The sequence below is a fragment of the Actinosynnema sp. NPDC023794 genome (assembly GCF_040639675.1).
GTDB lineage: Bacteria > Actinomycetota > Actinomycetes > Mycobacteriales > Pseudonocardiaceae > Actinosynnema > Actinosynnema luteola.
The window spans coordinates 55,056-76,685 of the sequence record NZ_JBFAFR010000032.1; the positions used below are offsets into that span (position 1 = coordinate 55,056).

19 protein-coding genes and 1 riboswitch are annotated in these 21,630 nt (G+C 71.2%); of the genes, 5 read left to right on the top strand and 14 right to left on the bottom strand.

The window, feature by feature from the left end; all coding sequences use genetic code 11:
* Nucleotides 1-56 precede the first annotated feature (56 nt).
* Entirely contained in the window at nt 57-3,776 is a 3,720-nt protein-coding gene (locus AB0H12_RS37790) for a multifunctional oxoglutarate decarboxylase/oxoglutarate dehydrogenase thiamine pyrophosphate-binding subunit/dihydrolipoyllysine-residue succinyltransferase subunit (RefSeq protein WP_499629580.1), read from the bottom strand.
* Between the two features lie 364 nt (nt 3,777-4,140).
* Between AB0H12_RS37790 and AB0H12_RS37795 the strand changes: the two genes are divergently transcribed.
* Nucleotides 4,141-4,506 (top strand): ArsR/SmtB family transcription factor, encoded by a 366-nt coding sequence (locus tag AB0H12_RS37795; protein WP_499629582.1) that lies wholly within the window; start codon nt 4,141-4,143, stop codon nt 4,504-4,506.
* Nucleotides 4,503-4,988, top strand: a complete 486-nt coding sequence (locus AB0H12_RS37800; protein ID WP_499629584.1) for an SRPBCC family protein — start codon at nt 4,503-4,505, stop codon at nt 4,986-4,988. The genes AB0H12_RS37795 and AB0H12_RS37800 overlap by 4 nt, the downstream gene beginning before the upstream one ends.
* Nucleotides 4,989-5,055: 67 nt before the next feature.
* Here the strand turns inward: AB0H12_RS37800 and AB0H12_RS37805 are convergent, their stop codons facing one another.
* From AB0H12_RS37805 to ald, 8 genes are all read right to left on the bottom strand, one after another.
* Nucleotides 5,056-5,262 carry an aromatic-ring hydroxylase C-terminal domain-containing protein gene (locus tag AB0H12_RS37805; protein WP_499629658.1) on the bottom strand — a complete coding sequence of 69 codons (207 nt, stop codon included), beginning with the start codon at nt 5,260-5,262 and terminating at the stop codon, nt 5,056-5,058.
* Nucleotides 5,235-5,660: an FAD-dependent monooxygenase gene (locus AB0H12_RS37810; protein WP_499629586.1), complete on the bottom strand. Its 426-nt coding sequence runs from the start codon at nt 5,658-5,660 to the stop codon at nt 5,235-5,237. The genes AB0H12_RS37805 and AB0H12_RS37810 overlap by 28 nt, the downstream gene beginning before the upstream one ends.
* A gap of 59 nt (nt 5,661-5,719) precedes the next feature.
* Complete coding sequence (locus AB0H12_RS37815; protein ID WP_499629588.1) at nt 5,720-9,475, bottom strand: ABC transporter ATP-binding protein; 3,756 nt, start codon at nt 9,473-9,475, stop codon at nt 5,720-5,722.
* A 94-nt stretch (nt 9,476-9,569) separates the two neighbouring features.
* Nucleotides 9,570-10,442, bottom strand: coding sequence for an ABC-2 transporter permease (locus AB0H12_RS37820; protein ID WP_499629590.1), 873 nt, complete (start codon nt 10,440-10,442; stop codon nt 9,570-9,572).
* Nucleotides 10,442-11,659, bottom strand: coding sequence for an ABC transporter ATP-binding protein (locus AB0H12_RS37825; protein WP_499629591.1), 1,218 nt, complete (start codon nt 11,657-11,659; stop codon nt 10,442-10,444). Before AB0H12_RS37825 ends, AB0H12_RS37820 begins: the two co-directional genes overlap by 1 nt.
* Nucleotides 11,660-11,707: 48 nt before the next feature.
* Nucleotides 11,708-12,082 (bottom strand): hypothetical protein, encoded by a 375-nt coding sequence (locus AB0H12_RS37830; RefSeq protein WP_499629593.1) that lies wholly within the window; start codon nt 12,080-12,082, stop codon nt 11,708-11,710.
* 5 nt (nt 12,083-12,087) lie between these two features.
* Entirely contained in the window at nt 12,088-12,270 is a 183-nt protein-coding gene (locus tag AB0H12_RS37835; RefSeq protein ID WP_123745591.1) for a hypothetical protein, read from the bottom strand.
* 343 nt (nt 12,271-12,613) lie between these two features.
* Nucleotides 12,614-13,720: an alanine dehydrogenase gene (gene ald, locus AB0H12_RS37840; RefSeq protein ID WP_499629595.1), complete on the bottom strand. Its 1,107-nt coding sequence runs from the start codon at nt 13,718-13,720 to the stop codon at nt 12,614-12,616.
* A gap of 195 nt (nt 13,721-13,915) precedes the next feature.
* A riboswitch (glycine riboswitch) is annotated at nt 13,916-14,010 on the top strand.
* A gap of 123 nt (nt 14,011-14,133) precedes the next feature.
* On the opposite strand from ald, the gene gcvH reads away from it, so the two are divergent.
* Both gcvH and AB0H12_RS37850 read left to right on the top strand, forming a co-directional pair.
* Nucleotides 14,134-14,514 (top strand): glycine cleavage system protein GcvH, encoded by a 381-nt coding sequence (gcvH, locus tag AB0H12_RS37845; protein WP_499629596.1) that lies wholly within the window; start codon nt 14,134-14,136, stop codon nt 14,512-14,514.
* A 4-nt stretch (nt 14,515-14,518) separates the two neighbouring features.
* Entirely contained in the window at nt 14,519-15,883 is a 1,365-nt protein-coding gene (locus AB0H12_RS37850; protein WP_499629598.1) for an L-serine ammonia-lyase, read from the top strand.
* Nucleotides 15,884-15,951: 68 nt separating this feature from the next.
* Here the strand turns inward: AB0H12_RS37850 and AB0H12_RS37855 are convergent, their stop codons facing one another.
* From AB0H12_RS37855 to AB0H12_RS37875, 5 genes are all read right to left on the bottom strand, one after another.
* Nucleotides 15,952-16,437 carry a glutathione peroxidase gene (locus AB0H12_RS37855; RefSeq protein WP_499629600.1) on the bottom strand — a complete coding sequence of 162 codons (486 nt, stop codon included), beginning with the start codon at nt 16,435-16,437 and terminating at the stop codon, nt 15,952-15,954.
* A complete protein-coding gene (locus AB0H12_RS37860; RefSeq protein WP_499629602.1) occupies nt 16,434-16,748 on the bottom strand; it encodes a transcriptional regulator in 315 nt (104 codons plus the stop codon). The genes AB0H12_RS37855 and AB0H12_RS37860 overlap by 4 nt, the downstream gene beginning before the upstream one ends.
* A complete protein-coding gene (locus AB0H12_RS37865) occupies nt 16,741-17,448 on the bottom strand; it encodes a hypothetical protein (protein ID WP_499629604.1) in 708 nt (235 codons plus the stop codon). The genes AB0H12_RS37860 and AB0H12_RS37865 overlap by 8 nt, the downstream gene beginning before the upstream one ends.
* 31 nt (nt 17,449-17,479) lie before the next feature.
* Entirely contained in the window at nt 17,480-19,393 is a 1,914-nt protein-coding gene (locus AB0H12_RS37870) for an ABC1 kinase family protein (protein ID WP_499629606.1), read from the bottom strand.
* A 295-nt stretch (nt 19,394-19,688) separates the two neighbouring features.
* Nucleotides 19,689-20,042, bottom strand: coding sequence for an SSI family serine proteinase inhibitor (locus tag AB0H12_RS37875; protein ID WP_499629608.1), 354 nt, complete (start codon nt 20,040-20,042; stop codon nt 19,689-19,691).
* A 171-nt stretch (nt 20,043-20,213) separates the two neighbouring features.
* On the opposite strand from AB0H12_RS37875, the gene AB0H12_RS37880 reads away from it, so the two are divergent.
* Nucleotides 20,214-21,485, top strand: a complete 1,272-nt coding sequence (locus AB0H12_RS37880; RefSeq protein WP_499629610.1) for an MFS transporter — start codon at nt 20,214-20,216, stop codon at nt 21,483-21,485.
* Nucleotides 21,486-21,630 lie beyond the last annotated feature (145 nt).

Here is a 21,630-nt window from a genome sequence, read left to right on the forward strand (position 1 = left end):
GGCCGAGCCGCCGAAACCCGGGGAGGTCTCGACGGCTCGGCGCGAACCAACGGGTGTTACTCGAACGCCTTCGCGATCAGCTCGCGCTGCTCGACCTCGTGCACCTTGGACGAACCCGCCGACGGCGCGGCCATCGGGCGACGCGACACGCGCTTCACCGCGAACCGCGACGGCAGCAGCTCGGGCAGCGCCAGCCCGAAGAACGGCCACGCGCCCTGGTTCGCGGGCTCCTCCTGGACCCAGCGGACCTCGGTGGCGTTCGGGTAGCGGTCCAGGGCGGCGGTCAGCTTGCGCGCCGGCACCGGGTACAGCTGCTCGACGCGCACCACGGCGACGTCCTTGACGCCCCGCTTCTCCTGCTCGGCCAGCAGCTCGTAGTAGATCTTGCCGCTGCACAGCAGGACCTTGCGCACCGCGCTCGGGTCGACGCCGGTCGGGTCGTCGATCACCGACTGGAACTTCTCCTCCACGAACGCCTCGACCGGGCTGACCGCGGCCTTCAGGCGCAGCATCGACTTCGGCGTGAACACCACCAGCGGGCGGTTCACGCCGTCCAGCGCGTGCCGCCGCAGCAGGTGGAAGTAGTTCGCCGGCGTCGACGGCACCGCGATCGTCATCGAGCCCTCCGCGCACAGCTGGAGGAACCGCTCGATCCGGCCGGACGTGTGGTCCGGGCCCTGGCCCTCGTGACCGTGCGGCAGCAGCAGCACGACGTCGGACACCTGGCCCCACTTCGCCTCACCGGACGAGATGAACTCGTCGATGATCGGCTGCGCGCCGTTGACGAAGTCGCCGAACTGCGCCTCCCACAGCACCAGCGCGTCCGGGTTGGCCACCGAGTAGCCGTACTCGAAGCCGAGCGCCGCGAACTCCGACAGCACCGAGTCGTACACCATGAACTTGCCCTGGCCCTCGGCCAGGTTCTGCAGCGGCGTGTACTCCTCGGACCGCTTGCGGTCCACCAGCGTCGCGTGCCGCTGCACGAACGTGCCGCGCCGCGAGTCCTGCCCGGCCAGGCGGACCGTGCGACCCTCCAGCACCAGCGACCCGAACGCCAGCAGCTCGGCGAACGCCCAGTCGATGCCGCCCTCGCGGGCCATCTTGGCGCGCCGCTCCAGCACCGGCTTGACCCGCGGGTGCGGGGTGAAGCCCTCGGGCAGGTTCACGTGCGCGTCGGCGATCTTCTCGATGATCGACCGGTCGACCCCGGTGGGCAGCTTGGTCGGGACCTGCTGCTCCTGCTCGATCGACGGCGAGGTCTTGATCGGGTGCTTCTCCAGCTCCCGGACCTCGTTGAACACGTGCTCCAGCTGCGAGGAGAAGTCCTGCAACGCCTTCTCGGCCTCTTCGACCGAGATGTCGCCGCGACCGATCAGGGACTCGGTGTAGGTCTTGCGCACCGAGCGCTTCGTGTCGATCACGTCGTACATCGCCGGCTGCGTCATCGAGGGGTCGTCGCCCTCGTTGTGGCCGCGGCGGCGGTAGCAGACCATGTCGATCACGACGTCCTTGTTGAACGCCTGCCGGTAGTCCACCGCCAGCTTGGCGACCCAGTAGCACGCCTCGGGGTCGTCGCCGTTGACGTGGAACACCGGCGCGCCGATCATCTTCGCCACGTCGGTCGAGTACTTCGACGAGCGCGAGTGCTCGGGCGCGGTGGTGAAGCCGACCTGGTTGTTCACGACCACGTGCACCGTGCCGCCGGTGCGGTAACCGCGCACCAGCGCCAGGTTCAGCGTCTCGGCGACCACGCCCTGGCCCGCGAACGCGGCGTCGCCGTGCAGCGCGACCGGGAGCACGGTGAAGCCCTCGCCGCCCTTGTCGAGCATGTCCTGCTTGGCCCGGACGATGCCCTCGAGCACCGGGTCGACGGCTTCCAGGTGCGACGGGTTCGCGGTCAGCGACACCTTCGTCTCGCCGTCGCCGAACATCCGGAAGTACTTGCCCTCGGCGCCCAGGTGGTACTTGACGTCACCGGAGCCGTGCGCCTGGCCGGGGTCGAGGTTGCCCTCGAACTCGCGGAAGATCTGCGAGATCGGCTTGCCGACGATGTTCGCCAGCACGTTCAGCCGGCCGCGGTGCGGCATGCCGATGACGACCTCGTCGATCTCGTGCTCGGCGGCCTTGTCCAGCACCGCGTCGAGCAGCGGGATGACCGTCTCGCCGCCCTCGAGCGAGAACCGCTTCTGGCCGACGTACTTGGTCTGCAGGAAGGTCTCGAACGCCTCGGCGGCGTTGAGCTTCGACAGGATGTACTTCTGCACGGTGGCCGGCGGCTTCTCGTGCGGCACCTCGACGCGGTCCTGGATCCAGAGGCGCTCCTCCGGGTCGAGGATGTGCATGTACTCGACGCCGACCGTGCGGCAGTACGAGTTGCGCAGCACGCCCAGGATGTCGCGCAGCTTCATCCGCTCCTGGCCCGCGAACCCGCCGACCGGGAACTCCCGGTCCAGGTCCCACAGGGTCAGGCCGTGCGACAGGACGTCGAGGTCCTGGTGGCTGCGCTGCCGGTAGTTCAGCGGGTCCGTGTCGGCCATCAGGTGGCCGCGGGTGCGGAACGCGTCGATCAGCTCGATCACGCGGGCGGTCTTGTCGACCGCGCCCTCGGGGATGTCGGCGACCCAGCGGATCGGCTCGTACGGCAGCCGCAGCGACGTGAAGACGTCGTCGTAGAAGCCGTCCTCGCCCAGCAGGAGCTGGTGGATGCGGCGCAGGAACTCGCCGGACTCCGCGCCCTGGATCACGCGGTGGTCGTACGTGGAGGTCAGCGTGATGACCTTGCTGACGCCCATGTCGGTCAGGGCCTGCTCGCTGGTGCCCTGGAAGTGCGCCGGGTACTCCATCGCGCCGACGCCGATGATCGTGCCCTGGCCGGCCTGCAGGCGCGGCACGGAGTGGTTGGTGCCGATGGTGCCGGGGTTGGTCAGCGAGATGGTGGTGCCGGAGAAGTCCTCGGTGGTCAGCGAGCCCGTCCGCGCCTTGCGGATCAGGTCCTCGTAGGCCTGCCAGAACTGCGTGAACGTCATGTTCTCGCAGCCCTTGATCGAGGCCACGACCAGCGTGCGGGCGCCGTCCTTGCCGGGCAGGTCGATCGCCAGGCCGAAGTTCACGTGCTCCGGCGTGATCACGAACGGCTTGCCGTCGACCTCGCCGAAGTGCCGGTTCATGTTCGGGTAGGCCTTGAGCGCCCGCACCACCGCGTACCCGATGAGGTGGGTGAAGGAGACCTTCCCACCGCGGGTGCGCTTGAGGTGGTTGTTGATCACGATGCGGTTGTCGGCCAGCAGCTTGGCGGGCACGGCGCGCACGCTCGTCGCGGTCGGAACGGTGAGCGAGAGCTCCATGTTCTTCGCGATGGCGGCGGCGGCGCCGCGCAGCTGCTTCTGCTCCTCGCCCTTGACCGGCTGCACCGGCGCGGCCTTGGCGGCCTGGGCGGGCGCGGGCTTGGTCGCGGGCTTCTGGGCCGGCTGAGCCGTCGTTCCCGACTGGGCGGCCTGGCTCTTCGCCGGCTGCTGCGGCTGCCGCGCGGTCGTCGGCGCGGCGGTGCTCGCGGTGGACGGCGCGGCCTGGGCCGGAGCGGTCTTGGTGGCGGTCGTGGTGCCGCTCTCCGCGGCTGCCGCCGCCCCGTTGCCCGACCGCTGCGTCGACTTGTAGTCGGCGAAGAAGTCGTGCCAGGCCGGGTCCACGGACGACGGATCGGCGAGGAACTGCTCGTACATCTCCTCGACCAGCCACTCATTGGGGCCGAACTGAGAAGCAGGACTGCTGCTGGACACGGCTGGCGCTCGCCTCTATCCATCTCGCTCTTGGTAATGACTCACTCATGGTCAGGCTAGTCCCCCGTCTGGTGCAGTTCACACACAGGAGGGGCAGCGCACCGAGTGTTCTCTCACAGAATCGGTCAGGTCATCGGTTCGTGTTATGGGTGCTTGAGCATCACTTGAGGTTAAGCCCGTCACACGTCCGGCGGTGCTTCAACTCGGAGTAGTTGTGCGCACGGCGGTGGTCGGTCGGGTGTGAGGTGTTCAGCCGGCTGAAGCGGGGTCGTCGACAGGTCTCTGACCTGCTTCTTCAACCTTTCGGTTGACTTCGGTCGGCGTGGGTCGTAGGGTTTGTTCAACCGAGAGGTTGAGTAAGGAGATGGCGGTGGACGACCAGTTGTCGCGGGTCTTCTCGGCCCTGGCCGACCCGATCCGGCGCGACATGGTGGCGCGGCTGGCGGTGGGCGACGCGACCGTGAACGAGTTGGCCGAGCCGTACTCCGTGACCGTGCAGGCCGTGTCGAAGCACCTCAAGGTGCTCGAGGACGCCGGGCTCGTCAGTCGCAGCAAGCAGGCGCAACGACGGCCCGTCCACCTCGAGGCGGAGGTGTTCGACCTGATGACGAAGTGGATCGAGCGCTACCGGCAGGAGGCGGAGCAGCGCTACCAGCGGCTGGACGCCGTCCTCGCCGAGATGGCGACCGAGGGCACCCGACAGACCCGAATCGAAGGAGAAGCATCATGACCACGACCACGCACCCCGAGACCAGCATCAGCGCCGACCCGGCCGCGCCGGTCATCCACATCACCCGCGAGTTCAACGCCCCGGTGGACGCGGTGTTCCGCGCGCACGTCGATCCCGACCTCGTCGTGAAGTGGCAGGGCCCGCGCTACCTGGAGATGCGCGTGGAGCGGTGGGACGCGTCGACCGGCGGCGCGTACCGCTTCGTGCACAGCCACGGTGACGAGGAGTACCGGTTCTACGGCTCGTTCCACGAGGTCAGGCCTGGTGAGCGGATCGTCCAGACCTTCACGTTCGAGGGCTTCCCGGACGGCGTCTCGCTGGACACCCTGACGTTCGAGGACCTGGGCGACGGTCGGACGCGGCTGCACGCCGCCAGCGTGTTCGGGACGACGGAAGCCCGCGACATGATGTTGGCCAGCGGCATGGAGACCGGGGTGGTCGAGGGGTACGAGCAGCTGGACGAACTGCTCGCCGAGGGCTGAGCGATCGCTCTTCGCCCCGCAGGCCGCACGGGCTGCGGGGCGGCCCCGTGCCCGCAGGGGTGGCCGGTCAGCCGAACCACCGCGCGGCGACCTGCCGGAGCTCGTCCTGGTCCGGGCGCGCGTCGTTCGACGCCCACGCCACGTAGGAGTCGGGGCGGAGCAGCAGCGCGGTGACGTCGGTGTCCGCCTCGGCGCGGACGACCTCGACGCCGTCGACGCACGGGCCGTCGCTCCCCATCAGGTCGATCAGCAGTGGCGGCGCCGTTCTGACCAGTTCGGCGAGGCGGACCGTGCCGGCCGGCCGTGCGCAGGTCGAGGTCGGGTGCGGGCAGGCCGGCCAGCGGGTGGGCGTCGTCGCCGACCTGGTAGCGGACGTCCGCGCTGGCGACCAGGTCGGCCAGGACCCGCACGACGCCCGGTTGGGCGAGTGTCGAGGACGTCGACGGCGCCGTTGATCGCCGCCGCGAGCTTCCAGCCCAGGTTCACCGCGTCCTGGAGGCCGACGTCGAGGCCGGTGCCGCCGGCGGCGAAGACGTGGGCGGCGTCGCCGACCAGGAACACCCGGCCGTCCCGGTGCCGCTCGGCGACCCTGGTGTTGCCGCCGTCGAGCCTGCTCAGCACCTGGGGGCCGGGGCCGGGCGATGGGCCGAGCGGCACGTCGGCGCCCAGCACCCGGCGGACGCCGGCCGATCCGGAAGGTTTTGTGGGCGGGCGGTCCGACCGCCTGCTGGTCAGTGGCTCGGGGTGAGCTCGCTGGCGTCCGGCTCGACGTCGGTGCCGTGGGCCCAGAGGCGGGCGTAGTGGCCGTTCGCTTCGAGCAGCTCGGCGTGGGAGCCCTGTTCCACGATCCGGCCCCCGGACAGGACCACGATCCGGTCGGCGCGGGCGGCGGTGGCCAGGCGGTGGGCGACGACGAAGGTGGTCCGGTCCCCGGCCAGGTGGTCGCCGGCCTCCAGGACCGCGGACTCGGTGGCGGGGTCGAGGGCGGCGGTGGCCTCGTCGAGCAGCAGGATCGTCGGCTGGACCAGTTCGGCCCGGGCCAGGGCGACCAGTTGGCGCTGGCCGGCGGACAGGCCCTGGCCGCGCTCGCCCACCTGCTGGTGGAACGCGTTGGGCAGGGCGGCCACCACGGGCATGGCGCCGACCGCCCGGACCGCCGCTTCGATCTCGGCCCTGGTCGCGTCCGGCTTGCCGTAGGCGACGTTCTCCGCGATGTCGCCGCCGAACAGGTGCGCCTCCTGCGGGACGATGCCGAGTCGTCGGCGCAGCGCCGACAGGTCGTAGGCGCGCAGGTCCACGCCGTCGATCAACACCGCGCCCCCGGTGGCGTCGTAGAACCTCGCCACCAGCTTGATCAGCGTCGACTTGCCCGCGCCGGTCGCGCCCACGAAGGCGACGGTCTCGCCCGGCGAGACGTGCAGCGAGATGTCCTCCACCGCGGGACGGGTGGTGCCCTGGTAGGCGAACGTGACGTTGCGCAGCTCCACCTCGCCGCGCAGGTGGGACACCGGCACGGGGTCGGCGGCCGGCGGGACGGTGGTCGGGGTGCGCAGCAGGTCGCCGATGCGGCTCAGGCCCACCCTGGCCTGCTGGTAGCCGTCGAACACGCCCGACAGCTGGTACAGCGGCGAGAAGAACAGGCCCAGGTACAGCACGAACGCCAGGAGCACGCCGGGGGACAGGGTGCCCTCCGCCACGCGGTACGCGCCGACCACGAGGATCCCGGCCTGCGCGACGCCCGAGAGCAGCGACAGGAACGGGAAGTAGGTGGCGATGTACCGCTGCGCCCGGATGCGGGAACGGCGGTAGGCGTCGCTGCGCTCGGCGAACGCCTCGGCCGACCGCGCCTCCCGCGTGTACGCCTGCGACACGCGCAGCCCCGAGACGTTCTCCTGGAGGTCGGCGTTGACCGCGCTGACGCGTTCGCGCGCCTCCGCGTAGGCCGCCGACGAGAGGCGTTGGAAGACCACCGTCGCGATCAGCAGGATCGGCAGCACGCTCAGCGCCACCAGCGCCAGTCCCGGATCGGTGACGACCAGGGCCACCGCGATGCCGACGACGGTCAGCACGCTGATGGCGAACGTGGTCAGGCCGGTCTGCAAGAAACTGGACAGGGCGTCCACGTCGGTGGTCATCCGGGTCATGATCCGGCCGGCCATCTCTCGCTCGTAGTAGTCCAGCCCGAGTCGTTGCAGGTGGGCGTAGCTGCGCACGCGCAGCAGGTACAGCAGGCGTTCGCCGAGCCGGGAGGTCACGACGGTGCCCGCCGCCGCCGACACCCAGCCCAGCACGACCAGCGTGAAGCTGATCGCGGCGGCGGTCCAGAGCCAGCCGACCTGGCCGCCGACGACGCCCTTGTCGATGCCGAGGCGCACCAGGTTCGGCGAGGCGACGGCCAGCGCCGTGTCGATCAGCAGGAGGCCGCCGACGCCCAGCATCGTCCAGCGGACGGGCCGCAGCAGGGTGCGCAGGCGGAAGCCCGGGTCGGGGGCGCTCGGGTCCTCGCCGTTCAGGATCGGCACGTCCTCGGCGGGCGGCAGGGAGTGGACGCGGGCCATCAGCTCGGGGGTCGGCGGGGTGCCGCCCAGCAGCGCCGACGTGCCACCGCCGCCCCTGGTGGCCTTGGCCGCGCCGACGGCCCGGTTCGCCGCGCGCACGGCCAGGTCGTCCTCGTCGCTCTCGGGCCAGAGGGCCGGGGTCGTGCCGTCGGGGCCCGGTTCCAGCCTGGCGTCGGCACGGGGGTCGACCTGTTCGATCGCCTCGCCCGGTCCGGCGAGGAGCTCGCGGTAGAGGCGGCAGCGCTCGTGCAGTTCGTCGTGGGCGCCGATGTCGACCACCCGGCCCGCGTCCAGCACGGCGATGCGGTCGGCCAGCGTGAGCGACGACCGCCGGTGCGCGATCAGGAGCGTCGTGCGCTCGGCGGTCACGGCGGCCAGCGTGCGGTGGATCGCCGCCTCGGTGGCGTTGTCCACGGCCGAGGTCGCGTCGTCCAGGACCAGGACGCGCGGGTCGGAGAGCAGGGCACGGGCCAGGGCGACGCGCTGGCGCTGACCGCCGGAGAGGGTCAGGCCGCGCTCGCCGACCACGGTGTCGTAGCCGTTCGGCAGGGCTTCGATGAACTCGTGCGCCTCGGCCGCCCGCGCCGCCGCCTCCACCTGCTCGTCGGGGGCGTCCGGCAGGCCGTAGGCGATGTTCGCGCGGACGGTGTCGGAGAAGAGGAACGCCTCCTCGAACACCGTGCCCACGGTCCGGCGCAGGGACGACAGCCGCAGGTCCCGGACGTCCACGTCGCCCACGGACACCGCGCCCTCGTGCACGTCGTAGAACCGGGGCAGCAGCAGCGAGACGGTCGACTTGCCCGAGCCCGCGGTGCCGACGATCGCGAGCGTCTCGCCCGGTTCCACGCGGAGGGACACGCCTGAGAGCACCGGTTCGCTGCGCGTGTAGCCGAACACCACGTCCCGCAGCTCGACGGCCACCGGACCGGCGGGCACGTCGCGGTCGCCGTCCACGACCGTCGGCTGCGAGTCGACCAGCTCGTACACGCGCTCCACACCGGCGCGCGCCAGCTGGGCGGTCACCATCAGGCTCGCCAGCAGGCGGGTCGGGCCGACGAGGGTGGCCACGTAGGTCGCGAACGCCAGGAACGTGCCGAGGGTGACCTCCCCGCGCAGCGCCATCCAGCCGCCGAGCGCCAGGACCGCCACCTGGCCGAGGTAGGGCAGGGCGTTCAGCGTCGCGGACGGGCGGGCGGTCAGGCGGGCCGCGCGCATCCGCTCGGCGAACAGGAGCTTGGCGCGCGACTCCAGCCGGGAGACCTCGCGCGCCTCCTGGCCGAACCCCTTCACCACGCGCACACCGGTGACGGTCTCCTCCACGTGCTGGGCCACGTCGGCCGCGCGTTGCTGGGCCGACCAGGTGGCGGGGAAGAGGGTCAGCCTGCTGCGCGCCGCGACCACCCCGACGGCGGGGATGATGACCAGCGCGATCACGGTCAGCAGCGGCGACAGCCAGAACATCGCCACGATCGCCGCGACCGCGAACACGACCGTGCCGAACGCCAGCGGCGTCATCGACAGCAGGCTGTTGACCAGCTGGAGGTCGGTGATCGAGCGGGACACCACCTGGCCCGTGCGCAACGCGTCCTGCTTCGGGCCGTCCAACCGCTGCACCGCGCCGAACACCGCCTGCCGCAGGTCGTGCTGCACGTCGACGGCCAGCCGGCCGCCGAGGAACCGGCGCACGAACGCGGTGCCGAAGGTCAGCAGCTCCAAGCCGACCAGGACGATCGCCAGCCAGGCCAGGCGGTCCGTGCGGCCGGCCATCGCGTCGTCGACGGCGACCTTGATCAGCAACGGGCCGACGGCCTGCAACCCGACGCCGACGACGGCGGCGAGCACCGAGAGCACCACGAGCGCACGGTGCTGCCAGCACGCCTTGGCGAGCCTGCGGATCCAGCCGTCGGAAGAAGTCACGACCTCCAACATAGGTCGGACCACCGACGGTGTCGGCCCCCCGGACGTGACGGAGGCCGCCCCGAACCTTCGGGGCGGCCTCCGTCAGCCGATCAAGAACACGCGATCAGGTGATGTCCTTGCGCTGAGTGGCTGCCCAGCCACCGAGGAAGAACAGCGCCGACCAGGCGAGGAAGATCAATCCGCTCAACCACCAGTCGAACGCCCCGAGCGCGCCGGCGAACGCCCGCAGCGCCTCGACCATGTCCTCCGGCACGACGCCTGCGTTCGACAGGAACAGCGACGACGCCACCGAGCCGGTGAGGCCGTTCACCGCGCCGTTGGGCAGGAAGCCGATGATCTCCGGCAGGCCCTGGGACGCCAGCACGAGCTGGATGCCGTTCTCCACGATCAGCATGTAGAGCAGCAGCACCACGGTGGTGCCGACGACGCTGGTCATCAGCGCGCCGACGCCGACGCCGAACATGGTCATCAGGATCGACGACAGGACGCCGACACCGGCCAGCGCCAGCCAGCCGCCGGCGTCCGGCAGCGAGCCCGCGTCCGAGGTGATCGCGATGCCGATGCTCACCGCGGCCACGATCGCGATGCCGAAGATGGCGCCCCACAGGATGTAGACGATCATCTTCGCGGCCAGCGCGGACACCCTGTTGGGCGAGGTCAGGAACGTGGTGGTGATCGTCTTGCGGTTGATCTCGTTGGCGATCGCCAGGCCGCCGAAGATCATCGGGAAGATCGTGGCCACGTTGATGCTGCGCGCGATCCCGAACACCGACATCTGCCACTGCGACGGGTCCACGTTGAGCAGCGTGGCCAGCTCCTCGGCGTCGGAGCTGTTCATGAAGTCCGAGACGGTCTTGAAGATGGCCCCGGTGCCGAGCGCCCAGCCGAACGCGAGCAGCACGGTCGGGATCATCAGGCCCCACCACAGGCCCGTGGTGGTGGTCTTGCGGAACTCCGCCTTGATCAGGTTGCCCATCACGCACCGCCCCCGAGGCCGCCCTGACCGTGTTGCTGACCGTACGGGTTGTCCTGCGGCGGCTGCTGGGATCCCGGTGGTGGCGCCTCGTAGCCCTGCGGAGGCTGTTGGTACTGCTCGTTGCCCTGCGGGGGCTGCTGGTACTGCTGCTGGTACTGCTGCTCGTAGCCGGGCGGCGGCTGCTGGTACTGCTGCTGGTAGCCCGGCGGCGGCTGCTGCTGGTAGCCCTGCGGCGGTGCCTGGTACTGCGGCTGGTAGCCGGGCGGCGGCTGCTGCTGGTACCCGACGGGTTGGGCGTACTGGCCCGGCGCCGCGTACTGGCCGTTGGTGAGCTGGAAGAACAGCCGTTCCAGGTCGGCCTTCTCCTCCTGGATGCCGTAGACCGACACCCCCGCCTTCAACGCGGTGTCGGCGACCTGCCTGGCCTCCACGCCGGTGACCGCGATGCGGCCGTCCGGCAGCTGCTCGATCGCGCTGATCCCGTCCTCCCGCAGCGCCGCGACCAGCGCGCCGGTGTCCGACGGCTGCACGAGCACGCGGCCCTGCTGCTGGTCGCGCAACTGGTCGAGCGAGCCGTAGTACATGGTCTGACCACGGCTGATGATGACCACCTGGTCGACGGTCTGCTCGACCTCCGCCAGCAGGTGGCTGGAGATCAGCACGGTCCGCCCGCTGCGCGCGTAGGACTGCAGGAACGTCCGCAGCCACGCGATGCCCTCCGGGTCGAGCCCGTTGGCCGGCTCGTCGAGCACCAGGATCTGCGGGTCGCCGAGCAGCGCGGTGGCCAGGGCCAGCCGCTGCTTCATGCCGAGCGAGAACCCGCCCGCCTTGCGGTCGCCCGCCGCGCCGAGGCCGACCAGCTGGAGCACCTGGTCGGCGCGCGAGTCGGGCACGCCGATCGCGGCGGCGTAGACCCGCAGGTGGTTGCGCGCCGTGCGCTTGGGGTGGAAGCCCTGCGCCTCCAGCACCGCGCCGACCACCCGGGCCGGGTTGCCGAGCTGGGCGAACGGCCTGCCGTTGATCAGTCCGATGCCCGCGGTCGGGGTCACCAGGCCGAGCAGCATGCGCAGCGTCGTCGTCTTGCCGGCCCCGTTGGGACCGAGGAAGCCGGTCACCGAACCGGGTTCCACTGTGAAGCTGAGATTCTGCACCGCTGCGACCGGACCGAACTGCTTGGTCAAGTTCTGCACCACGATGCGGCCAGTGCCGTCGTGCACGCGTCCCTCCCGAGTACTCCTACCGGGCGTCATCCTGCCCTAGGAGGGTCACTCGGGGAGGGCATGCCGCGGTTTCGACGCGACCCTCGGTATCTCGGCCGTCGTCTCGACCTCCTTCGAATGGCGCAGCGTGCGCAGCGGACGGCGGCGTTCGCGGTGTGGCAGGCCGTCGCCGATGAGGTGCTGGTGGGCCATCGTCCACACCTGGCACGGCCACTTCTTGTGCCGCAGGACGCCGGGGCACGCGCCGCAGCGGCCGTCCGGATCCGGTTGGTGCACGGTCAACAACAGCCGCCAGCCGTCGGCCAGGCGGTGGATCTCCGACCGCGCGAGCGGCACGAGGGCGTCCGCCTCGCCGCTCTCGGCGGCCTCGTCCAGCAACGCCAGCCGGCGCATCACGGCGGCCCGCAGCGCCTCGTCCACGGCCGTCACATCCTGTCGGCGACTTGGTCGAGCAGGCGGTGCAGCCTGCGCGTCTGCGTGACGGACATCACGGCGGACTCGCCGGGCGGCGCGACCAGCAGCACCCGGTCGTCCTCGACGAGCACGGTCATCGACCGGTCCCGCCCGAACGGGTCGTGGCAGTCGATCCAGCCCTCGGGTTCAGCCATCTGCGCTCCGATCGGAGGAGGCGCGGCAGAGCGCCGCGCGAACGGACGACCCCGCCGGGTAGCCGCGGGGTTCCCGCCCTGTGCATCGGTCGTAGGGCCGTCGTGACTTACCCGTTATCACCCAAGTTCACTCGATTGCTTGAGTTCGTGCACAGCGCGTCGCCGCCGCCGGAACGGATGTCGGCCGGATCGGTGGGGTCACTGGGCAGGGACCCCTGTTCCCGGCTAAGATTGGTCACGCGGCCCGCTCCCAGTGACCCCCAGGCTGGTTGAGCGGGCCGTCTTTCATCGCCGAAGGGCCCCGCTCACGTGCTGTGAGCGGGGCCCTTCGCGCTTGGGGGTCTCAGAGGTCGAGCGGCGTGTGGGTCATCCCGTGCGCCTGCGCGACCGGCAGGTTCGTCAGCAGGCCCTCGTGCGCGTTCAGGCCGTGCGCCAGCGACGCGTCCGCGCGCAGCGCCGCCTCCCAGCCCTGGTCGGCCAGCGCGACGGCGTACGGCAGCGTCACGTTGGTCAGCGCGTAGGTCGACGTCCGCGGCACGGCGCCGGGCATGTTCGCCACGCAGTAGAAGACGGTGTCGTGCACCTGGTAGGTCGGGTCGGCGTGCGTGGTCGGGCGCGAGTCGGCGAAGCAGCCGCCCTGGTCGATCGCGATGTCCACGAGGACGGAGCCGGGCTTCATGTCGGCCACCAGCTCGTTGCTGACCAGCTTCGGCGCCTTCGCGCCGGGCACCAGCACCGCGCCGATGACCAGGTCGGCCTCGCGCACGGCCTGCTCGACGGAGTACCGGTTGGACGTCACGGTGCGCAGGCGGCCCTGGTAGAGGGCGTCGATGTGGCGCAGCCGGTCGACGTTGGTGTCCAGGATCTGCACGTCCGCGCCCATGCCGACGGCGATCGCCGCCGCGTTCAGGCCCGCCACGCCGCCGCCGATCACGACCACCCGCGCCGGGTGCACGCCGGGCACGCCGCCGGGCAGCACGCCGCGCCCGCCGGACGGCTTCATCAGGGAGAACGCGCCCACCTGCGGCGCGAGCCTGCCCGCCACCTCGGACATCGGCGCCAGCAGCGGCAGCGCGCCGTTCGCCGACTGCACGGTCTCGTAGGCGACGGCGGTGGTGCCGGAGTCCAGCAGCGCCTGCGTCAGCGGCCGGTCGGCGGCCAGGTGCAGGTACGTGAACAGGACCTGGCCCTGGCGCAGCCGCGGGTACTCCTCGGCGATCGGCTCCTTGACCTTGAGCACCAGGTCGCCCTCGGCCCACACGTCGTCCGCGGTGGCCAGCACCTTCGCGCCCGCGGCCAGGTACTCCTCGTCGGTGATGGCCGAACCGAGGCCCGCGCCGGCCTCGACCACCACGTCGTGACCGCGCTGCGTCAGCTCGTGCGCGCCCGCCGGGGTCAGCGCGACGCGGTACTCGTGGTTCTTGATCTCGCGGGGGACGGCGATCCGCACGGTGGGCTCCTTCGGCCGGTGTTACACCAAAGGTCCGGTAACGGGTGTTCGGTGTCATCGTGCGGCCGGCACCAACGCACCCCTGCGCCACTGTGCCGATCGAACAAGTCCGACGGTGCGTTGACACCCGTCGTGCCGGGCACCTAGCGTGCGGGCCAACCAACTGAACATCGGCCGCGGCGCGCCAGGAGCGCCGGAACCCGCGCGGGAGAGACCTCGGTGAACGTGCCGGGGCGCCGAAGGAGCAAGTACCCCGCACACTCTCAGGCAGCGAGAACCGCTCGGGTGAGGCGACTCTGGAAAGCGCACGTCCGCGCACCCACGGTGCAAGCCGCCGCTCCGGCGTCGGTGAAGCTCTCAGGTCCCAGGACAGAGTGGGGCTCTGGTGGACCTTGCCGTGAGGGAGCGCTGTCGTGACTTTTCCGGACAACCTGCTGTACACGCCCGAGCACGAGTGGGTGGACTGGGCGCCGGGTACCCAGGACCCCGTGGCGGTCGGCATCACGTCGTACGCGGCGGAGTCGTTGGGTGACATCGTGTTCGTGGAGCTGCCCGAGGTCGGCGCCGTGGTGAAGTCCGGCGAGGTGTGCGGCGAGCTGGAGTCGACCAAGTCGGTCAGCGACCTGTACGCGCCGATCAGCGGCGAGGTGGTGGAGGTCAACCGGGCCGCCGTCGACGACCCGTCGTTGATCAACAACGACCCGTACGGGGCCGGGTGGCTGTTCAAGGTGGCCGTGACGGACGCGTCCGGGTTGCTGACCGCGGCGAAGTACGCGGAACTGACCGGGGACTGAGGTCATGGCGATCAGCGTGTTCGACCTGTTCTCCGTGGGCATCGGACCGTCGAGCTCGCACACGGTGGGCCCGATGCGCGCGGCGATGATGTTCGCGGAACGGCTGCGGCCCTCGTTGGCCTCGGTCGACCGGGTGCACGTGGAGCTGTTCGGCTCGCTCGGCGCGACCGGGCACGGGCACGGCAGCCCGAAGGCGGTGGTGCTCGGCCTGGAGGGCAGCCGGCCGGAGGAGGTCGACCCGGAGGAGGCCGAACGGCGGCTGGCGGAGATCCGCGCCACGGGGCGGCTGCGGCTGGCGGGGGCGCGGGAGATCGCGTTCACCGAGGACGCCGACCTGGTGATGCACCGGCGGAAGTCGTTGCCGCTGCACCCCAACGGGATGAGCTTCACCGCCCACTCGGGTGACGTCGTGGTCGACTCGGCGGTGTACTACTCCGTCGGCGGCGGGTTCGTGGTGGACGACACGGCCACCGGAGCGGACCGGATCAAGCCCGACGAGACGCCGGTCGCGCACCCGTTCCACACGGGTGACGAGCTGCTGGCGCGGTGCCGGGAGACCGGGCTGTCGATCAGCGAGGTCATGCTCGCCAACGAGCGGTCGTGGCGCGACGAGGAGTCGGTGCGCTCGGAGTTGTTGCGCATCTGGGACGTGATGCAGGAGTGCGTCGAGCGCGGCTGCACGCAGACCGGCGTGCTGCCCGGTGGCTTGAAGGTGCGGCGGCGCGCGGCCGAGATGCGGCAGCGGATGGCCGCCGAGCACTACGCCACGGACCCGTTGCGGGTGATGGACTGGGTGACCCTGTTCGCGTTGGCGGTGAACGAGGAGAACGCCGCGGGTGGCCGCGTGGTGACCGCGCCGACCAACGGCGCGGCCGGCATCGTGCCCGCGGTGCTGCACTACTACACCCGGTTCGTGCCGGGCGCGTCCGACGACGGCGTGGTGCGGTTCCTGCTGACGGCGGGCGCGGTCGGCGTGCTGTTCAAGGAGAACGCGTCGATCTCCGGCGCCGAGGTCGGGTGCCAGGGCGAGGTCGGTTCGGCGTGCTCGATGGCGGCGGGCGGGCTGGCCGAGGTGCTGGGCGGCACGCCGGAGCAGGTGGAGAACGCGGCCGAGATCGCCATGGAGCACAACCTGGGGCTGACGTGCGACCCGATCGGGGGACTCGTGCAGATCCCGTGCATCGAGCGCAACGCGTTGGCCTCGATCAAGGCGATCACGGCGGCGCGGATGGCGTTGCGCGGCGACGGCTCGCACTTCGTGTCGCTGGACAAGGTCATCAAGACCATGCGTGAGACGGGCAAGGACATGAAGGTCAAGTACAAGGAGACCGCGCGCGGCGGCCTCGCCGTGAACGTCATCGAGTGCTGACCTGGGCGGGGAGGTGGTCGCGCGCCCGCCTCCCCGCCGTCGCCGTCGCCGTCGCCGTCGCCGTCGGACTAGGGGAGCACCGACTCGATCGCCTTCACGACCGCCTCGTCCTCCGGCTCGGTCCGCGGCCGGAACCTCGCCACGACGTCGCCGGACGGCGCGAGCAGGAACTTCTCGAAGTTCCACTGCACGTCCCCGGCCGCGCCGTCGAGGTCCGCGAACGACGTCAGCTCGGCGTACAGCGGGTGCCGGGACGGGCCGTTCACCTCGACCTTCTCGAACAGCGGGAAAGTCACGCCGTACGTGGCGGAGCAGAACTCGGCGATCTCCTCCGCCGTGCCCGGCTCCTGCCCGGCGAACTGGTTGCACGGGAACCCGACCACGGAGAACCCCTGCGCCGCGTACCGCTCCTGGAGCCGCTCCAGGCCCTGGTACTGCGGCGTCAGCCCGCACTTCGAGGCGACGTTCACCACCAGCAACGCCTTGCCCGCCAACGTGCCGAGGCTCGACGGCTCACCGGACAGCGTGCGCAGCGGGATGTCGTGGATGCTCATGCGTGCGAGGCTACGTGCCGCTCGACGAGCGCGCGCAGGGCCGTCATCTCCGCCGCCAGCGCGGCCCGGCCCGCCGCCGTCACGCCGACCCACGTCCGGGGCCGCTTGCCGTCGTACCCCTTCTCCACGGCCACCAGCCCGGCCGCCTCCAGCACCGCGATGTGCCGCGACAGGTTGCCCGCCGTCAACTCCAAAGTGGACCGCAGGTAGCCGAACTCGACCCGCTTCGCCTCCGCCGCCACGGTGAGGATGCCCAGCCGGTGCCTCTGGTGCACCACGTCGTCCAGCGACGCGGTCGGGTGCTCAGCCACGCCGCAAGCCCCTCAGACCGCCGACGACCAGCACCGAGCCGGGCAGCACGACCACGCTGCCCAACGACCACGGGCCGGGCGTGACCACCTCCAGCGGCGTGAAGGCGGCGGACACGCACAGCGCGACCAGGTACGCGGCGGTGATGGTGGTGAACCGGGTGCTGCCCTCCAGCGCGGCCAGCACCACCAGGCCCAGGCCGATCGCGATGAACGGCGCGATCGCCGGCTGGTCGTGCTGGAGCACCGCCGTGCCCAGCACGGCCGTCGTCAACGTCACCGCGCGCGGGGCCTGCCTGCGCCACAGCACGGTAGCCGCGGCGAGCAGGATCAGCCCGACGCCCGTGCCCGAGTAGAACCTGAACGGGAGGTGATCGAGCGCCAGGCCGACCACCGGGCCGCCGAGGCCGATCGCCAGCGCGCCGAGGTAGCCGCGCGTGGACGTCTCGATGCCCACCCGCGCACCACGCCTGCGGTACCACCACACCGTCGCGAGACCGCCCACCACCAGGACGACCGACCAGTACAGGCCGAGCGCCACCGGGTACCGCACGTCGAAGCCCCGCGGCGCCGACCCCGGCGCGTACAGAGGCACGGCCAGGAACGCCGTGACGCCGAAGAACAGCAGGGGGAACGGGTAGGCGTGCCGGTCCTCCCGCGCCCGTCGGCGCAGGTCGGCCAGGTCACCCAGCAGGTCTGCCACCCGGTCAGGTTTGCACCGCAAACCAACCGCGTCAACCACGGGGCCGGAAGATGGTCACCACCACCCGCAGCCCGAGCAGCACGCTGATGACCAGCAGGTTGTAGCCGAACACCTGGAACAGCGAGATGTCCGGACCGACCTGCGGCCCGCCGTCCGCACCCAGCAGCAGCACGGCCATCACGCCCGCCGTCGCGCCCAGCACCGTCAGCATCACCTGGTGCAGCAGCGAGACGATGAACTGCCGGTCGCGTTCGTCGGCGAACAGCCGCATGCTCAGCCCCAGCCGACCCTGCTCCAACGCGCTGGAGATGCGGTCCGCCCGCCGCGGCAGGCGCCGCAGCATGGGCATGATCGCGTGCAGCTCCTCGGTCACGGTCCGCTTCAGCGACTCCGGCGCGAGGTGCGCGCTGAACTGCTTGTCCGCGAACGAGCGCGACTCGACCACGATGTTGAACCCCGGCGACAACGCGGCCAGCGTGCCCTCCACCGTGGCCAGCGCCCGGAACACCGCCGCGATCTCCGGCGGGATGCTCAGCCCGTACCGGTAGACCAGCTTGAACAGGTCGCCGAACATCTCCACGTCCGGCCGCATCCCCGTGCTGAGGTGCCGTGCCATGAACTGCCCGAGCGCGCGCTCCAGCTGCTGCTCGTCGATCTCGTCCGGCCGGGCCACCAGCTCCAGCAGCGCGTCGCGGAGGCCGGCCGGGTCGCCGTGGTCGATGGCCAGCAGCAGCTTGCCCAGCGCCGCACGCAGCTGCGCGTCGATCCGGCCGACCGAGCCGAAGTCCAGCATGCCGAGCCTGCCGTCACCCAGCAGCATGATGTTGCCCGGGTGCGGGTCGGCGTGGAAGACGCCGTCGAGCATCACCTGGCGCAGCAGCGCGTCCAGCAGCGTGCGGGCCAGCGCGTCGCGGTCCACCGCCTCCAGCGACGCCGACCGCACGGGCACGCCGTCCAGCCGCTGCATGACCAGCACGCGTGCAGTGCAGAGGTCCTCGTGCACGGCGGGCAGCACCACGTCGGCGCCGTCGGACGCCGCCCGCACGGCCGCCAGGTTGCGCGCCTCGACCCGGAAGTCCAGCTCCTCGCGCAACGCGGCGGAGAACCCGGCGGCCAGGTCGCGCACGCCGATCGCCTTGCCCCACCGCGTCTTGTCGTGCAACGTCGACGCGAGCCGGTTCACGATGTCCAGGTCGCCCTCGGCGACCCGCCGCACGGCCGGCCGCTGCACCTTCACCACCACGTCCTCGCCGGACTTCAGCCGCGCCCGGTGCACCTGCGCGACCGACGCGGCGGCGATCGGCCGCTCGTCGAACTCGGCGAACACGTCCTCCGGCGGCTGACCCAGCTCGGCGACCAGCACCTCGCGCACGGCGGGCCACGGCGCGGCCGGCACCTTGTCCTGCAACAGCGTCAGCTCGTCGACCACGTCCGGCGGCAGCAGGTCCGGCCGCGTGGACAGCACCTGGCCGAGCTTGACGAACGTGACGCCGCCCTCCTCCAGCGCCAGCCGCAGCGACCGGGCCAGCCGGGTGTCGGTGCGCTCCCGTCCGCGCAGGTACGGCCCCAGGCCGTGGCGGAACGCGATCGCGGTGATCCGGGAGTAGCGGCGGGTGCGCGAGACCCGCCCGCGCAGCGCGCGCCACCACTCGGTGGGCGGCGGGATCGACCCGGTCGGCACGACGATCTCGGCGAACGTGAGCAGCGCGATCATCATCAGCAGCGCCACGCCGATCTGCACGGTCGCCAGCGCGGGCGTGGTCTCCGGGCCCGGCATCGCGTTCAGCGCCGCCTCGCTCGCCGACAGGCCGACCATGCACGCGAGCGTGGTGCGGACGAGCCCGACGTGGAGCCCGAGGATGCGGCGCGCGGCCAGCGCCATGCCGAGCACCAAGGACAGGAACGTCACCGGAACGGCGACCGTGTACAACAGGAAATCACCCATACGTCTTCCCCCAAGCGGTTCGCGCGGAGGATAGAACGGGCTGCCTGAGACGGTCCGTGTCGAGGAGCAGAGCTCCGATCACTCGGATGGCCCAGGGAGGTGGTCACCCGGTAATGGTCTGGGCTGGGCCGTGCGGCGACCTCATTTCACGCATGTGAAGAAGGTTGACGATCCGGTCTTCGAGTCCCTACGGTCGCCGGAGAGGTCCGAGGACCTTTGCAGGATCCCGTGGAGGGGCCACGACTTCGGCGGCGGTGTCGCGGGCCCTCCACGGGTTTCCGTCCCGTGCGCCGGGTCAGAAGTCGAACACCGGACCCGTCTGCGCGCGCATCACGCACGGGTTCGGGAAGTCCGCCTCGAACGACCGCGTCTCGCCGCGCCACGTGCCGGACGCCGTGACGCGCACCGGGTCGTGCTCCAGCGTGCACAGGCCCTGGCCGGTCGACAGGCCGTCGATCTGACCGTCCACACCGGACAGCGCGAGGCACGCCTCGTCCGCCTTGGGGTGCAGGCCGCCGGCGGGTTCGCAGGTCAGGTTGGAGAAGAGGATCGATTCGCCGCGCTGCACGCTGAGCACGAAGCTCGACTCCGGTGTGGCGAACGAGGGGATGAGCGCGGCGATCGCCGCGAACAACGGGAGTGGTGCCATGTTCCACAGGGTGGCGGCCGACCAGCGCTCAACTCCAGGCATCTCACCGGATCGTGTGGTTTCCGTCGAGATCCAACCGGGTCGGCCGCCCTGCCCCGGACGTGGCCGTGATCGTGTGACGTGGCTCACGGTCGAGGTGGGTTGTGCGCCCGTGCGGGCCAGGGTGGGTGAATGGCTTCCGAGGTGCGCAGGGTGGCGCTCGCCAGTTCCGCCGGGAACGCGGTGGAGTTGTACGACTTCCTGCTCTACGGCACCGCGTCCGCGCTGGTGTTCGACAAGCTGTTCTTCCCCTCCTTCGACCCGCGCATCGGCACGCTGCTGGCGTTCGCCACGTTCGGCGCGGGTTTCCTGGCCCGGCCCCTGGGCGGGGTGGTGATCGGTCACTTCGGCGACCGCGTCGGGCGGCGGTCGATGCTGGTGCTGACGTTGACGGCGACCGGCTTGTGCACGGCGGCGATCGGGCTGCTGCCGACGTACTCCTCGATCGGGCTGGCCGCGCCGTTGCTGCTGGTCCTGCTGCGGGTGGTGCAGGGGTTCTTCCTGGGCGGCGAGCAGGGCGGCGCGACGTTGATGGCGGTCGAGCACGCGCCGGTCGGGCGGACCGGGTGGTACGGCAGCTGGACGTTCCTCGGGTCGCCGATCGGGTTGCTGCTGGCCAACGGCGCGATGGCGGCGTCGACCGCGGTGTCCGGCGACGCGTTCCTCAGCTGGGGCTGGCGGTTGCCGTTCCTGGCCAGCCTGGTGCTGGTGGGTGTCGGGCTCTACGTGCGGCTGTCGGTCGAGGAGAGCCCGGTGTTCCGCGAGGCGCGGGAGAAGGCGGGCGCGGTGCGGCTGCCGGTGGCGGTGGTGCTGCGCGAGTCGTGGCGGAAGGTGCTGCTCGGCGCGGGGGTGAACCTCGGGTTCAACATGTTCATCTTCGTGGTGGCGACGTTCGCGGTGTCGTACGGGACGCGTCAGCTGGGGATGGCTCGGGGGACGTTGTTGACCGCCGGGCTGATCGGCGCGTTCGCGCAGGCGTTGGCGATCCTGGTGTTCGCGCGGCTGTCCGACCGGGTGGGGCGGTTGCCCGTGATGCTGGGTGGGGCGGCGTTCCTGGGCGTGTTCGCGTTCCCGTTGTTCTGGCTGGTGGAGACGCGGTCGCCGGGGTTGGTGGTGCTCGCGATGGTGGTGGCGTTCTCCGGTTCGGCGGCGGTGTTCGGGCCGATGCCCGCCTATTACGCCGAGCTGTTCGGCACGCGGGTGCGGTACAGCGGGGTGTCGTTGAGCTACCAGCTGGGCGCCGTGCTGGGTGGCGGCCTGTCGCCCGTGATCGCGACGTGGCTCCTCGGCGTGACCCCGACCCACGCCTCGTGGCCGATCTCCCTCTACCTGATCGCGGGCGCCGTGGTCAGCGCCCTCTCCCTGCTGGCCATCGGCGAAACCCTCCGCCGCACCACCCCCTGACCCCCGCGTGTCGAACGCTCGGGTCCGACGTGTCGAACGCTCGGGTCCCGCGTGTCGAACGCTCAGGTCCCGCGTGTCCTACGTTCGGGTGTCCTGAACGTTCGACACGGTGGTCCTGAACGTTCGACACGCGGGCGCTGAACGT